The organism is Kitasatospora sp. NEAU-69, assembly GCF_057158765.1.
Map to the genome: position 1 here is coordinate 215006 of NZ_JBWXUE010000007.1, position 14614 is coordinate 229619.

General features: G+C 73.8%; 9 protein-coding genes and 1 pseudogene. 1 reads left to right on the forward strand and 9 read right to left on the reverse strand.

Translation table 11 applies throughout. The features are described 5' to 3' along the window. Positions 1 to 145 precede the first annotated feature (145 nt). The 6 genes and pseudogenes from AC060L_RS11060 to AC060L_RS11085 form a co-directional block, all read right to left on the reverse strand. The gene (locus tag AC060L_RS11060) at positions 146 to 2464 is read right to left on the reverse strand and encodes a xanthine dehydrogenase family protein molybdopterin-binding subunit (protein WP_483798455.1); all 2319 of its coding nucleotides are present in this window, start codon (positions 2462 to 2464) and stop codon (positions 146 to 148) included. Between the two features lie 815 nt (positions 2465 to 3279). Continuing rightward, positions 3280 to 3792: pseudogene (locus AC060L_RS11065) on the reverse strand ((2Fe-2S)-binding protein); the annotation flags it as partial. A gap of 68 nt (positions 3793 to 3860) precedes the next feature. Next, the gene (locus AC060L_RS11070) at positions 3861 to 4742 is read right to left on the reverse strand and encodes an FAD binding domain-containing protein (RefSeq protein WP_483798506.1); all 882 of its coding nucleotides are present in this window, start codon (positions 4740 to 4742) and stop codon (positions 3861 to 3863) included. 304 nt (positions 4743 to 5046) lie between these two features. Next, positions 5047 to 6666, reverse strand: a complete 1620-nt coding sequence (locus AC060L_RS11075; protein WP_483798456.1) for a beta-N-acetylhexosaminidase — start codon at positions 6664 to 6666, stop codon at positions 5047 to 5049. An 81-nt stretch (positions 6667 to 6747) separates the two neighbouring features. Further along, the gene (locus tag AC060L_RS11080; protein ID WP_483798457.1) at positions 6748 to 7023 is read right to left on the reverse strand and encodes a DUF3039 domain-containing protein; all 276 of its coding nucleotides are present in this window, start codon (positions 7021 to 7023) and stop codon (positions 6748 to 6750) included. Positions 7024 to 7122: 99 nt separating this feature from the next. After that, complete coding sequence (locus AC060L_RS11085; protein WP_483798458.1) at positions 7123 to 7692, reverse strand: YqgE/AlgH family protein; 570 nt, start codon at positions 7690 to 7692, stop codon at positions 7123 to 7125. 270 nt (positions 7693 to 7962) lie between these two features. Here AC060L_RS11085 and murA point away from each other — a divergent pair, with 270 nt between their 5' ends. Further along, complete coding sequence (murA, locus tag AC060L_RS11090; RefSeq protein ID WP_483798459.1) at positions 7963 to 9309, forward strand: UDP-N-acetylglucosamine 1-carboxyvinyltransferase; 1347 nt, start codon at positions 7963 to 7965, stop codon at positions 9307 to 9309. A gap of 65 nt (positions 9310 to 9374) precedes the next feature. On the opposite strand, the gene AC060L_RS11095 is transcribed toward murA, so the two are convergent. The 3 genes from AC060L_RS11095 to AC060L_RS11105 form a co-directional block, all read right to left on the reverse strand. Then, positions 9375 to 9656: an HU family DNA-binding protein gene (locus AC060L_RS11095; protein WP_145905962.1), complete on the reverse strand. Its 282-nt coding sequence runs from the start codon at positions 9654 to 9656 to the stop codon at positions 9375 to 9377. A gap of 574 nt (positions 9657 to 10230) precedes the next feature. Next, complete coding sequence (locus AC060L_RS11100; RefSeq protein WP_483798460.1) at positions 10231 to 11706, reverse strand: NAD-dependent malic enzyme; 1476 nt, start codon at positions 11704 to 11706, stop codon at positions 10231 to 10233. A gap of 443 nt (positions 11707 to 12149) precedes the next feature. Further along, positions 12150 to 14474, reverse strand: a complete 2325-nt coding sequence (locus AC060L_RS11105; protein WP_483798461.1) for a HelD family protein — start codon at positions 14472 to 14474, stop codon at positions 12150 to 12152. Between the last annotated feature and the right edge of the window lie 140 nt (positions 14475 to 14614).

Genomic DNA, 14614 nt, shown 5'->3' on the forward strand with positions numbered 1-14614 from the left:
GACGAATTCGCCGACCGGCAATTCGGCATTTCCCGAGGAGAATTCCCGACGCGGAGGAGAATTCCCGGCGCTGGAATTCGGCCACACCGGACCCGGATGGCGTTCAAGCCGCACGCGGCCTGAACGCCTCCCGATCAGCGGCGGTTCAGACCGCCACCACCGCGTCCTCGGGCTGGATCGGCAGCCGGCCGACCGGGAGGTTGGTGGCTGCGCGGACGGCGGCGGCGACGGCGGCCGGGGCCACGGTGGCGGGGACGGCGCTGACCGCCTTGGCGCCGAAGGTGGCGACGACGTCGCGTTCCTCCAGCAGGGCGGCGATGCGCACGTCGGGGGTGTCGAGGGCGGTCGGCAGGCGGTAGCCGGTCAGCGAGGGGTTGACGAGCAGGCCGCCGGAGGTGCGCAGGTCCTCCAGCAGGGCCAGGCCCACGCCCTGGGCGACGCCGGCCTCGATCCGGTCCTCGATCTGGCCCGGGTTGAGCGCCCGGCCCACGTCCTGGGCGACCGTCACGTCGACGACCCGGACGGCGCCGAGCTCGATGTCCACGTCCACCACCGCGCGCATCGCGCAGAACGCGATCGAGACGAAGGCGTCGCCCTGACCGGCCTCGTCGAGCGGCTCGGTCGGGTGCGGGCGGCACTGGGCGGTGGCCCAGAGCTCCTTGCCCTCCAGCGCCTCGGTGATCGGCATGCCGAGCACGCCGTCGTAGGAGGTGATCTTGCCGTCGGAGATCGAGAGCAGCTCGACCGACATGCCGAAGTCGGCGGCGATCGGCGAGAGCAGCTGCTGGCGGACCATCAGCGCGGCCTTCTCGACCGCGCCGCCGGAGACCCAGGTGTGCCGGCCGCGGGAGGACGGCCCGGCGATCGACTGGTCGCTGTCGACCGGGGCGACGTAGACCTCGGTCACCCCGAGCACCGACTGGACGATCTGCCGGGCCAGCGTGGCGAAGCCCTGGCCGGCATCGACGGCGGCGCAGATCACCGTGGCGTGGTCGCCGCTGACCCGCACGGTCGCGGTCGAGACCTCGTCCGCGCCCTCCGCGCCGAGCATGTGGCACATGCCGACCGCGTAGCCGATCCCGCGCCGCACCGCGACCGGGTCGCCCGCGCCGCCGGGACCTCCGGGCAGCAGCCAGTCGGTGTCCGGCTCGTCCACCGGCAGCGCCGGCAGCGGCACCTCGGCGAGCGCGTCCAGCAGCGCTGCGACCGGGGCGGGGCAGGTGACGGCCTGTCCGGTGGGCAGCGCGTCGCCGGTGGCGAGCACGTTGCGGCGGCGGATCTCCAGCGGGTCGAGACCGAGCTGAAGCGCCAGCTGGTCCAGCTGCGACTCGTGCGCGAAGCAGGACTGCAGCGCGCCCTCGCCGCGCATCCGGCCGGCCGGCGGGTTGTTGGTGCGCACCGCCCAGGCGTCCACGAAGACGTTCGGGCAGACGTACGGGCCGACCGAGAACGCGGTCGCGGCGGCCAGCGCCTCGGCCGAGACCTCCGCGTAGGCGCCGCCGTCCAGCAGGATCTGCGCCTCGACCTTGACCAGCCGGCCCTGCGCGTCGGCGTGGTGGCGGTAGCGCAGCAGCGCGGGGTGGCGGCTCGGGTGGGCCTGGAACGACTCCTCGCGGGTCAGCACCATCTTCACCGGACGGCCGGTGCGCAGCGCCAGCATCGCGAGGGTGACCTGGAACGAGAGGTCCTCGCGGTCCGCGGTGGCCCCGGGCACGCCGGTGACCACCAGGCGGACCCGGTCCGGCTCGATGCCGAGCCGGGCGGCGGTGCGCTCGCGGTCCCCGTGCGGGTCGGTGGAGGACAGGTGCAGCTCGACGCCGCCGTCCGGGCGGGGCACGGCCAGCCCGGCCTCGGCGCCGATCGGTGCCGGGTCCTGCCGGCCGACCTGGTAGAGGCCCTCGACGATCACCTCGCCGACCGCGTCCGGGTCGCCGGTGCGCAGCGGCAGGTGGCGGAAGAGGTTGCCGTCCGGGTGCAGCGGGGGCCCGCTGAAGGCCTGCTCGGGGTCGGTCAGCGCGTCCAGCGGCTGGTACTCGACGAGGATCGAGGCGGCCGCCAGCCGGGCCGTGTCGGGGTGGTCGGCGGCGACCGCGGCGACCGGCTCACCGTGGTGGCGGACCACCTCGGCGGCCAGCACCGGGCGGTCGCCCAGCCCGTCGCCGACCGCGGGCAGGTCGGCGGCGGTCAGCACGGCGTGCACGCCGGGGATCGCCAGCGCGGCCGAGGTGTCGATCGAGACGATCCGGGCGTGCGGGTGCGGCGAGCGCAGCACGGCGCCCCAGAGCAGCCCCTCGGCCCACAGGTCGGCGGCGTACGGGTAGATGCCGAGCGCCTTGGGCAGCGCGTCGGTGCGCAGCGGCGAGCTGCCCAGGCCGAAGGGCTGCGCCTGCGCGGCTTCCGACTGCTCGGCGGAGCCGTCGGCCGGCACACTCTCGGTGGACGAGGTCTCGGTGGGCGAGGTCATGCGTGGTCGTCCTCGGGAAGCCGGAGGCCGTGCGCGGGGGTGCCCGCGTCCGGTGTGCCGGGGGCGGTCTCGTAGACGGTGCCGTCGTACCCGGCGGGGTCGAAGCCGGCCTGGTCGTAGGGCGTGCCGGGTGCCGGGACGCCGTGCGCGGGCGTGCCCTGGTAGGCGACGTCCTGGTACGCGGTGCCGGGGTACGGGCTTTCGGCGTACGGGCCGGCGGCGTACGGCGGGGCGGCCGGGTAGCCGGTGTCGTACGGCGTGCCGTGCGCGGGCGTCCCCTCGAACGGCGCCCCCTCGTACGGCGTGCCGTGCGCGGGCGTCGGCTCGTACGGCGTGCCGTGTGCCGGCGTCCCCTCGAAGGCTGTGCCCACGAAGGGCCCGCCCTCGAACGGCCCGCCCTCGAACGGTGCGCCGGGCGCGGCCGTGCCGTGCGCGGGCGTCGGCTCGTAGCCGGTGGCGGCGTCGTAGCCACTGCCCGGACCGTAGACGGTCGGGTCGTAGCCGCCGGGGTAGCCCTGGGCCGGGATCACGCCCAGGCCCAGGCCGGTGCCGGCCGCGGTCGGTCCCGGCGCCTCGGCCGGGGCGGCCAGCGGCTCGGCCGTGATCCAGCCGTCGTCGCCGCCGAAGACCGGGACCTCACCGGTCGTCGCGGTCGCGGTCCAGGCGTCCTGGTAGACCGGCGGGTCGGTGTTCTCGTTGACCTGCGGCACCGGCCCGGGCTGCGCGACGTGCTCCGCCGCCCGGTCGGCGATCGGGTCGGCGATCGGCTCGGCTGTCCGCTCGGCGGCCACGGGAGCGGCCACCGCCGCCGGCTCCTCCGACGCCGCGTCAGCCGCCGCGGCCTCGGCCTCGGCGGCCGCACCGCGGGTGTCCGCGACCGTCTGCACCGCGGCCAGCACGCTGCGGTAGCCGGTGCACCGGCAGAGGTTCCCGCACAGCGCCTGGCGGGCCTCCACCTCGCTCGGCCGGTGGTTGCGCTGGAGCAGGTCGTGCACCGCCATCGCCATCCCTGGCGTGCAGTAACCGCACTGCACCGCACCCGAGTCGGCCAGCGCCTGCTGGACGTCGCTCGGTGCGCCGGCCGCCGACAGGCCCTCGACGGTGCTGATCTCGCTGTCCGCCGCGAGCGCCGCCGGCACCAGGCAGCCGGCCACCAGCTGGCCGTCCACCTGCACCGAGCAGGCGCCGCACTCGCCCTGCTCGCAGCCGTTCTTGGCGCCGGCCAGGCCGAGCCGCTCGCGCAGCACGTAGAGCAGGCTCTCGCCGATCCAGGCGTCGGTGACCGGCCGGTCGAAGCCGTTCACCCGCAGCGTGTAGGACGCGCAGGGGCGCCCGTCGCCCGCCGCGGCGGTGTGGTTGGTGGGGTCGGCCGCCATCCCGGCGGCCAGCTCTGCCGTCACTTCAATGCCCTTCCCAGTGCCCGGCGGGCCAGCACCGCCACGGTACGCCGGAGCCTGACCGCCGCCGCGCTCGGCCCCTCGATGGCGAGCGGTGACGCGGCGTCGGCACCGTAGCCGTCGGGCACGCAGGCGGTGGCGACGTACTCGCCGAAGGCGGCCAGCGCGGCCGGGTCGATGGCCTGCGCACCGTCCTCGCGGCGGGCCTCCCAGTCGATGCAGCCGGCCACCCAGGCCTCGGCCTCCAGCGGCCGCAGCGGCACCGGCGCGACCGCGCCGACCGCGCAGCGCACCGCGCGCCGGGCCGGGTCGAGGACGAGCGCGACCGAGGCGGCGGCGCGGGCCGGGCCGCTGCGCCCGGTGGACTTCAGGAAGACCTGCGGCGCGTTCAACAGCGGCACCCGCACCCAGGTGAGCAGCTCGCCCGGTCGCATCGGGTCGAGGCCGGTGAGCAGGTGGCTGACCGGGACCTCGCGGGTGGCGCCGGGCCGGGCCAGCGTGACGCTGGCCTCCAGCGCGGCGAGCACCGGCAGCGTGTCGCCGGTCGGGGCGGCGGTGGCGATGTTGCCGCCGAGCGTGCCGACGTTGCGGGTCTGCGGCGGGCCCGCGGTGCGCGCCGCGTCGGCCAGCGCGGGGATCAGCGCGGCGAAGTCGGGGCGGTCCATCCGGGCCAGCGTGAGGCCGGCGCCGAGCACGGCGGTGCCGCCGTCCTCGTAGCGCCAGCCGCGCAGTTCGGTGATCCGGCCGAGGCCGAGCAGTGCGGCGGGGCGCAGCCGTCCGGCGTTGACGGCCTCCATCAGGTCGGTGCCGCCGGCCACCGGGACCGCGGCGGGAGTGGCGCCCAGGGCGTCGACGGCCTCGTCGAGGGAGGTCGGCAGCATGATCGTCCGGTTCACCAGGATCCCACCGTGCTCCACTCGCTCGGGCTGTGCTCAGCCGCGTCGTGGCCGGCGCAAGGGCCGGCCGACTCACTCGGTCCGCGGGTCCGCGGTACCGCCCGTAGAGTACGGGCCGTGGCCGCCGAACTGAAGCCGCCACCGGGTTGGGCAACTCTGGCACATCGCGCCCGATGATCGCCCTGGGGGTCCAGGACGATCCGGTCACTTTCCGGGCAGAACCACCACGAATGAGACCGGATGTTCACCTGTTCTTGACGCCCGAAGTCCGATGAAGGTTCCCAGAAGATCAGATGAACTCATCGGCGGTGGGCGGCGATCCCGCAATCGGGCGCCCGAGCACCCCGGGGCGGCGCTGCCACGGGTGCGGACCGCCGGGCGGGCGGTACTCCACGCCAAGTGCGTCCAACCGGGCGAGATGCGCCGTCAGCCGCCGCTCGAAGCCCGGCCAGTCCCGCTGCCGCGGGTCGGCCGGCAGCGCGGACCAGGCCACCTCGGCGAACGCGGCCAGCCGCGGGAAGGCCCGGTAGTCGATGTCGCGCGCGTCGTCCATGAACTCCGTCCAGAGGTTCGCCTGGGTCCCGATCACCTGACGGGCACTCACCTCATCCAGCGACGGCGGCACCGGCTCGAACCGGTAGACGTCCGCCACCGTGCGCACGTAGCCGACCGGGATCGGCTCGTCGGGCCCGTCGGCCTGCCGGTGGTCCAGGTAGACGTGCTGCTCGGGGCACATCACCACCTGGTTGCCGGCCCGCGCGGCCGCCACCCCGCCGGCGTAGCCGCGCCAGGACGAGACTGCGGCGCCGGTCGGCAGGCCGCCCTCCAGGATCTCGTCCCAGCCGATCAGCCGGCGCCCGCGCGCGGTGAGCCAACCGTCGAAGTGCCGGATGAACCAGCTCTGCAGCTCGTCCTCGTCCGCCAGCCCGAGCTCCTTGATCCGGGCCTGCGCCGCCGGGCTGGCCCGCCACTGGTCCTTCGGGCACTCGTCACCGCCGAGGTGGATGAACTCGGACGGGAAGACCTCCAGCAGCTCGGTCAGCACCCCCTCGAAGAAGGCGAGGGTCGCGTCGCCGACGTTCAGCACGTTCTCGTTGACGCCCCAGTCGCTCCACACCCCGAGGGCGGACGTGTCGAGCACGTCGGTGTTGCCGAGCTCGGGGTACGCGGCGATCGCCGCCTGCGCGTGCCCGGGCAGGTCGATCTCCGGGACCACGGTGATGCCGCGCTCGGCGGCGTAGGCGACCAGCTCGCGCAGGTCGTCCTGGGTGTAGAAGCCGCCGTGCGGGCGGTCGTCGCGCCTGCCAGCGTCGCGGAAGCCCACCATCGAGCGCTCGCGCCAGCCGCCGACCGAGGTCAGCCGCGGGTAGCGCTTGACCTCGAAGCGCCAGCCCTGGTCGTCGGTCAGGTGCAGGTGCAGCACGTTGAGCTTGTGCGCGGCCAGCAGGTCGACGTAGCGCAGCAGGTCGGCCTTGGGCAGGAAGTGCCGCGCGACGTCCAGCAGCACCCCGCGCCAGCCGAATCGCGGCGCGTCCGCGATCTCGCAGCCGGGCAGCGCCCAGCCGGTGCGGCGCAGCGGCGCCCGCCGGTACGCGTCCGGGCCGAGCAGCTGGCGCAGCGTCTGGGCGGCCCAGTGCGCGCCGGCCGGGCCGCCGGCGGTGAGCAGCGCCCGCTTCGCGGTGACGCCGATCCGGTACTCCTGCGGCCCGAGCGCGGCGTCCAGCCGCAGCTCGATCACCGGATCGGCGGCGGGCCGCAGCGGCAGGCCGGTGGCGGCGCCCAGCGTGCTCCGCAGCCACCGCTCGGCGTCCTCGGTGCCGGGGCCGCCGGCCAGCGTGGTCGCCGGGCCGAGCGGCAGCGCCGGGCCGTCGGGAAACGTTGCGGTCAGCGGAGCCGGGATGAGGTCCATGCGGCCCATCCTGCCCGCCGGGGCCCCATTGGCATAGACCAATGGGGCCCCGAATACGGGCGGCCGCGAAGGCGGGGCGGACTACTTCTTGTCGTCGCCCCCGCCGGCCGGCTCGATGCCCTCGAAGATCTCCTTGCACATCGGACAGACCGGGTACTTCTTCGGGTCGCGCCCGGGAACCCAGACCTTGCCGCAGAGCGCGACCACCGGGGAGCCGGAGAGCGCGCTCTCCATGATCTTGTCCTTCTGGACGTAGTGCGCGAAGCGCTCGTGGTCGCCGTCGCCGCTGGACACCTGCGGGACGGGCTCGACCAGGGTGCCGGTGCCGAGGCCGCGCTCGGGCTCAAGAGTGCTCATAGGGGCCAAGTCTATGGGGCCGCTCCGGAAAACGGACCCCCCGCCGCCGCGCCGCGGGCCACCGCCCCGGCGCCGGGGCGGCCGCCGGGCCGGACACGGCTAGTTCATCGTCGGGTCCTCGGGATACGTCGCCAGCATCGCCATCGGCCCGCTCTGCCGCCGCAGCACCGAGCGCCAGAGCAGCTCCGGGTGCGCGCAGGAGAGGTCACCGGGCTCGGCGTCCACCAGGTACCAGGCGCCCTCGGCGATCTCGGTCTCCAGCTGCCCGGGCGTCCATCCGGAGTACCCGGCGAAGACCCGCAGGCAGCCCAGCTCGCCGGCCAGCACCTGCGGCGGCGCCTCCAGATCGACCAGCCCGATCGCGCCGTGCACCCGCCGCCAGCCCAGCGGATCGGCCGGCCCGGGCTCCCCCGGCACCACCGCGACGGCGAGCGCCGAGTCCAGCCCGACCGGCCCGCCCTGGAAGAGCACCGGCAGGCTGCCGGCCAGCTCGGCCCAGCCGTCCAGCACGTCGGAGACCTCGACCGGGGTCGGGCGGTTCAGCACCACACCGAGCGCGCCCTGCACGTCGTGGTCCAGCAGCAGTACCACCGACCTGGCGAAGTTCGGGTCGGTGAGTACGGGCGTCGCCACCAGCAGTCGGCCGGTGTGCGAGGAGGCCGCGGTCATGCCCACATGATCTCACCAGCGGGCCGGTTACGACCCCGCCCGCGGCGAAACCTCCGCCCCGCGCGCCCTCACCCGTCCGGCGGACGAGCGGCCACGGTTCCACTCGGAGAGAGCATGATCACTGTTCGAAGTCACGGGAACCGTTCAACCAACTACTACCATCTACCAAAGGTGGCGCCCGTGCGGCCTTCTGCCGCGCGCCCGTGACCCCTGCCTCCCCGGCTGCGGATCCCCGTGTCTGACGGCTGCGAACCCCGGATTGCGAGAACGATGACCGACGACGTCCTGCTGGTCCACGGCGGAACTCCCCTCGAAGGCGAGATCCGCGTCCGCGGCGCCAAGAACCTGGTGCCCAAGGCGATGGTGGCCGCCCTGCTCGGTCAGGGTCCCAGCAGACTGCGCAACGTCCCGGACATCCGCGACGTCAAGGTGGTCCGCGGGCTGCTCCAGCTGCACGGCGTGACGGTGCGCACCGGCGAGGCCGACGGCGAACTGATCATGGACCCGTCCCACGTGGAGAGCGCCAACGTCGCCGACATCGACGCGCACGCCGGCTCCTCGCGGATCCCGATCCTGTTCTGCGGCCCGCTGCTGCACCGGCTCGGCCACGCGTTCATCCCGGGCCTGGGCGGCTGCGACATCGGTGGCCGGCCGGTCGACTTCCACTTCGAGGTGCTGCGCCAGTTCGGCGCGACCATCGAGAAGCACCCACAGGGCACCTACCTGGTGGCCCCGCAGCGGCTGCGCGGCACCAAGATCGAGCTCCCCTACCCCTCGGTCGGCGCGACCGAGCAGGTGCTGCTCACCGCGGTGCTCGCCGAGGGCGACACCGAGCTGCGCAACGCGGCCATCGAGCCGGAGATCGTCGACCTGATCTGCGTGCTGCAGAAGATGGGCGCGATCATCTCGATGGGCACCGACCGGACCATCCTGATCACCGGCGTGGACGAGCTCGGCGGCTACGACCACAAGGCGCTGCCGGACCGCCTGGAGGCGGCTTCCTGGGCCTGCGCGGCGCTCGCCACCAAGGGCGACATCTACGTCCGCGGCGCCCGCCAGCTGGAGATGATGACCTTCCTCAACACCTTCCGCAAGGTCGGTGGCGCCTTCGCGGTGGACGACGAGGGCATCCGCTTCTGGCACCCGGGCGGCGAGCTGAACGCGATCGCCCTGGAGACCGACGTGCACCCGGGCTTCCAGACCGACTGGCAGCAGCCGCTGGTCGTCGCGCTGACCCAGGCGGCCGGCCTGTCCATCGTGCACGAGACGGTGTACGAGTCGCGGCTCGGCTTCACCTCGGCGCTGAACCAGATGGGCGCGCACATCCAGCTGTACCGCGAGTGCCTGGGCGGCACCCCGTGCCGCTTCGGCCAGCGCAACTTCCTGCACTCCGCGGTCGTCTCCGGCCCGTCCAAGCTGCTCGGCGGCGAGCTGGTGATCCCGGACCTGCGCGGCGGCTTCTCGTACCTGATCGCGGCGCTGGCCGCCGAGGGCACCTCCACGGTGCACGGCATCTCGCTGATCAACCGCGGTTACGAGAACTTCATGGAGAAGCTGCGGGAGCTGGGCGCACACGTCCAGCTGCCGGACGAGGAGGAGCTGCTGGCGACCGTCTGACCGGCCGGCAGGACACGCGAAAGGGCCGCCCCGACCGGGGCGGCCCTTTCGTGCTGCTGCGGGACTCAGACGCCCTTGGCGGCTTCCTTGAGCTTGGAACCGGCGCTCACCTTGGCGCTGTAGCCGGCCGCGATCTGGATCGGCTCGCCGGTCTGCGGGTTGCGGGCGGTGCGAGCGGCGCGGTGGGTGCGCTCGAAGGTCAGGAAACCGGGGATGGTGACCTTCTCGTCGCCCTTGGCCACAACCTCGCCGACGACCTCGGCGAAGGCCGCCAGAACGGCGTCGGCGTCCTTACGGGTCACCTCGGCGCGGTCGGCCAGAGCGGCCACCAGCTCACTGCGGTTCATGTGTACTCCTGTGGTCTGTTCGTTGCGGTGTGCGGGGGCCCCATCGGTCGTCCCTCCGGAGGCACCCGGCTGGGCCGCTGGTCCGCACACTGTGCTCATTCAGGCGGCGGTGGTAGGGGCCCGGCTCGTGCCCCGGGCCGCGCACCGTGTCCAGTCCTGCCACGTGCCTGCCTGGGTACGAATCCTGCCCTTACCGGCCCTGAGAAAGCCAATCGGGCCTCGGCGCTGCGCCCCGAACGGCGCCCTCCCCACGCAGCTATGACGCTCCGTCGGCGCCGGCGGACCGGCGCGGGCGGCGGCCGGGAACGACTCGCCGAGTGGCTGGGGGACGTTCCGTACTTGTCGGACACGCCTGCCCCGTGCAGGGCTACCGTACGCCCTGACGAGGACAAGCCCAAACACACCCCTCGCCCTTGTGTCGCAAGGGTTCGGACCCGGCGAAGACGGGAGGGGGCGGTATTCGGCCAGCTGATCGACCGGATACCGCCCCCAACGGCTCACGGCGGGTCGGAGCTTGACGTCCCGGCGGGTCGGCGCCGGCCTCTCGACGGGCCGGCGTCGGCGCCCCGGCGGGTCAGAGCCTGACGGTCGGGAAGGCCGCCGTGTCGAGCGTCCCGACGATGCCCGGGGTGGGCCGGGACGGCGCCCGGTCCTCCTTGCCCTCGGCGGCCAGCGCGGCGTCGCGGACGGCCGCGGCGACGGTCTTGGCGACGTCCGGGTGGAAGACGCTCGGGATGATGTAGTTCGCGTTCAGCTGATCGTCCAGGACCGTCGCGGCCAGCGCGCGGGCGGCGGCGATCATCATCTCGGTGTTCACCGTGCGGCTCTGCGCGTCCAGCAGGCCGCGGAACACGCCCGGGAAGACCAGCACGTTGTTGATCTGGTTCGGGAAGTCGCTGCGGCCGGTGGCGACCACCGCGGCGGTCTGCCGGGCCACCGCCGGGTCGACCTCGGGGTCCGGGTTGGCGAGCGCGAAGACGATCGCGTTGTCGGCCATCGAGGCGATGTCGTCGCCGTCCAGGACGTTCGGGGCCGAGACGCCGATGAAGACGTCGGCGTCGGCCACGGCCTCCTTGAGGCTGCCGGTGCGGCCCGAGCGGTTGGTGTGCTCGGCGATCCAGCGCAGCGAGTCGTTGAGGTCCTCACGGCCGCTGTGCACCACGCCGTGCACGTCCGCCACGGTCGCGTGCTCGACGCCGGCCGCCAGCAGCAGCTTGAGGATCGCGGTGCCGGCCGCGCCGGCGCCCGACATGACGACCCGGATGTCGCCGATCTCCTTGCCGACCACCCGCAGCGCGTTGGTCAGCGCGGCGAGCACCACGATCGCGGTGCCGTGCTGGTCGTCGTGGAAGACCGGGATGTCCAGCGCCTCGCGCAGCCGGGCCTCGATCTCGAAGCAGCGCGGCGCGGAGATGTCCTCCAGGTTGATGCCGGCGAAGCCGGGGGCGATCGCCTTGACGATCGCGACGATCTCGTCGGCGTCCTGGGTGTCCAGGCAGATCGGCCAGGCGTCGATGCCGGCGAAGCGCTTGAAGAGGGCCGCCTTGCCCTCCATCACGGGCAGCGCGGCCTGCGGGCCGATGTTGCCCAGGCCGAGCACCGCGGAGCCGTCGGTGACGACCGCGACGCTGTTGCGCTTGATGGTCAGGCGGCGGGCGTCCTCGGGGTTCTCGGCGATCGCCATGCAGACCCGGGCCACGCCGGGGGTGTAGATCATGCTCAGGTCGTCGCGGTTGCGGATCGGCAGCTTGGAGGACATCTCGATCTTGCCGCCCAGGTGCATCAGGAAGGTCCGGTCGGAGACCTTGCCGATGGTGACGCCCTCGATCGCGCGCAGCTTCTCGACGATCTCCTCGCCGTGCGCGACCGAGGAGGCGGCGACGGTCACGTCGATCCGCAGCGCCTCCAGGCCCGAGGCCGTGACGTCCAGACCGGTCACCGAGCCACCGGAGGACTCCACGGCGGTGGTGATGTTGCTGACCGCGCCGCCCGCGGCCGGAACCTCCAGCCGCACCGTGATCGAGTTGGAGACACTGGGCACCGTCGCCATCGACGTCCTTCTTCCTGGTTCAACAAACTGTTGGTTCAACAAACTGTTGATGCTGTCGCCTCGCGCATCCTAGAGCTCGATCGTCGCACCTACCAGTGAGTTCCCAGAAATAACGTTCATTGATTGCACGGTCCCGACAACAGAGGCTTCGGCGAACGTGGACATCTGCGGGAAATCCGCCGGGCGGGATTGCCTCCCGGGACCGATGGGTTACATTGGACGAGACACCGGCTCGATCCAAGCCCCCGGGCCCAACCTTAGTCGCCGCGAGCGACCACTTGCCGCGAGGCGAGCATGGCGGGTCGGTGTCACCAACGTACGAGTGAGGCCCCCACCAGCGGTGGGGGCCTCACTCGTTGACGGGCCGTCAGCAGCGGCCGCCGGCAGGGCACAGTCAGCAGGGCGCAGTCAGGAGGGGGCCGTCAGCGGACGGCCCCCCGGCCTCAGCGCAGCAGCGCCGGGACGCCCTCGGTGTCCGGCAGGTCGTCCGGACCGCTCAGCACGGTCAGCCGCTGGGTCGCGCGGGTCAGCGCCACGTAGAGCACCCGCAGACCCGCCTCGGACTCGCCGGCGATGCCGGTCGGGTCGGCGACCACCGTGGCGTCGTACTCCAGGCCCTTGGCCTCCAGGCTGCCCAGCGCGACCGCGCGCGGACCCAGACCGCCGATCCACTCGGCCGCCTCGCCGCGGCGCTCCATCGGGACCACCACGGCCACCGTGCCGTCCACCTCGCCGAGCAGCCGGACCAGCTCGGCCCGCGCCGCCGCGCCGAAGGCGTCCGCGCCCGGGGCGGTGACCGCCGCGAACCGCGGCTCGACCCCGGTCGAGCGCACCGCGCTCGGCGACGGCGTGCCCGGCGCGGCCAGCGCCAGCACCTTCGCCGCGACCTCGGCGATCTCGGCCGGGTTGCGGTAGTTGACGGTCAGCGTGTGACGGCGGCGCGGCTTGCCGGCCAGCACCTCGTCCAGCGCCGACTGTGCCTCCTCGGGGAACGGCCAGGAGCTCTGCGCCGGGTCGCCCACGATGGTCCAGGTGGCCATCCGGGAGCGCCGGCCGATCATCCGCCACTGCATCGGGGTGAGGTCCTGCGCCTCGTCCACGATCACGTGCGCGTACTCGGTGCGCTCCACCGGCCCGCGGTCGCGCGAGCGCGAGTTGCGGTCCGCGAAGGTGGTCACCTCGTCCAGGCCGCTGAGCAGGTCGACCGCGTCCACCTCGCGCACCCTGGGCCGGGCCGGCTCGGCGAGCAGCAGCTGCAGCTCGTCCACCAGCGCGACGTCGTGCGCCGAGAGCGCCCCCTCGCCGCGCTCACCGAGGTGCTGCCAGGAGGCGGCCAGCAGGCGGGCCTCCTCGGAGCTGACGACCTGTCGGGCGATCCGGTTGGTGTGCTTGGGGCGGCGCAGCGTGGCGAGCACCTGGCGCGGGGTCAGCGGCGGCCACCAGGCGTCCAGGAAGTCCAGGAACGACGCGTCGTCCGAGACGTACTCGTCGAAGGACTCCTTTTCCTCCTGGCGCTGCTCGCGGGCGTAGTAGTCGGTGGGCCTGGGCAGGTGCCTGGTCGCCTCCGCCCAGAGCGCGTCCAGCAGCAGCCGGCGGGCCCGCGGGCGCAGCAGGTTGAGCGGCGTGCCGCCGCTGCCGACCACGTTGCCGCGCACCGCGCGCAGCCGGCCGGCGTCCAGGCGCAGCACCTCGCCGCGGGCGACCACCTTCAGCTCGGTCGGCGCGCCGATCTCCAGCGCCGCGCGGGCGGTGCGGCGCAGCAGCTGGACCATCCGGGCCGAGCCCTTGATCCGGGCCGTCTCCGGGGTGTCGTAGCGCTCCGCCTCGATGCCGTCGACCAGGCTGCCGACCGCGCGGATCGCGACCTGCCCCTCCTCGCCGAGCGAGGGCAGCACGCCCTCGGTGTACGAGACCAGCAGCGGGGTCGGGCTGACCACCAGGATGCCGCCGGCGTAGCGGCGGCGGTCCTGGTAGAGCAGAAACGCGGCGCGGTGCAGCGCGACGGCGGTCTTGCCGGTGCCGGGGCCGCCGGTGACCAGCGTGGCGCCCGCGGCGGGGGCCCGGATGACCTCGTCCTGCTCCTTCTGGATCGACGAGACGATGTCGCGCATCGAGTGGCTGCGGGCCCGGCCGAGCGAGGCCATCAGCGCGCCGTCACCGACCACCGCGAGCTCCTGGCCGGCCAGCCGCGGGGTCAGGTCGGGGCGCAGCAGGTCGTCCTCGACGCCGATCACCTTGCGGCCCTTGGAGCGGATCACCCGGCGGCGCAGCACCCGGCCCGGCTCCAGCGGCGTGGCCCGGTAGAACGGCGCGGCCGCGGGCGCCCGCCAGTCGATCACCAGCGGGCCGAACTCGGCGTCCAGCACGCCGAGCCGGCCGATGTGCAGGGTCTGCGCGACGTTCTCGTCGGCCGGGTCGAGCGGCGTGAACGAGGGGATGCCGTGCTCCTCCGGGGAGTCCGGCTGCTGAAGGTCGATCCGGCCGAACAGGAAGTCCTCGAACTCGCTGTTGAGGCGGTGCAGGTGGGCACCGGCCCGGTAGACCTGGGCGTCCCGCTCGGCGAGCGCACCGGGCGTGCCGACCTGGACCCGCTTCGCGGCGTCCTCCAGGACGTACTCGGCCTCGGCGAGCTTCTCCTCGAGCCGTTGGTAGACGGTGTCGAGGTGCTGCTGCTCACCGGCGATCTCGCGCTCGCGCAGCCCGTCAGCGGTGGCCGTGGCCCCCTGCGGTACTGCTGCCTGCTGCCGGGCCGTGCCGTGCGCGCCCAAGGAATCCCCTGTCGTCCATGCCGTGTCCGCAATGCGGCGGAGTGCGTGTGCCGCCGTTCTGATATCAGCGGACAGAAGATCCTACGCCCTCCGGCGTGCGCCCGTCCTCTCGTTACGCTCCTCACACGCCCCCTGACCAG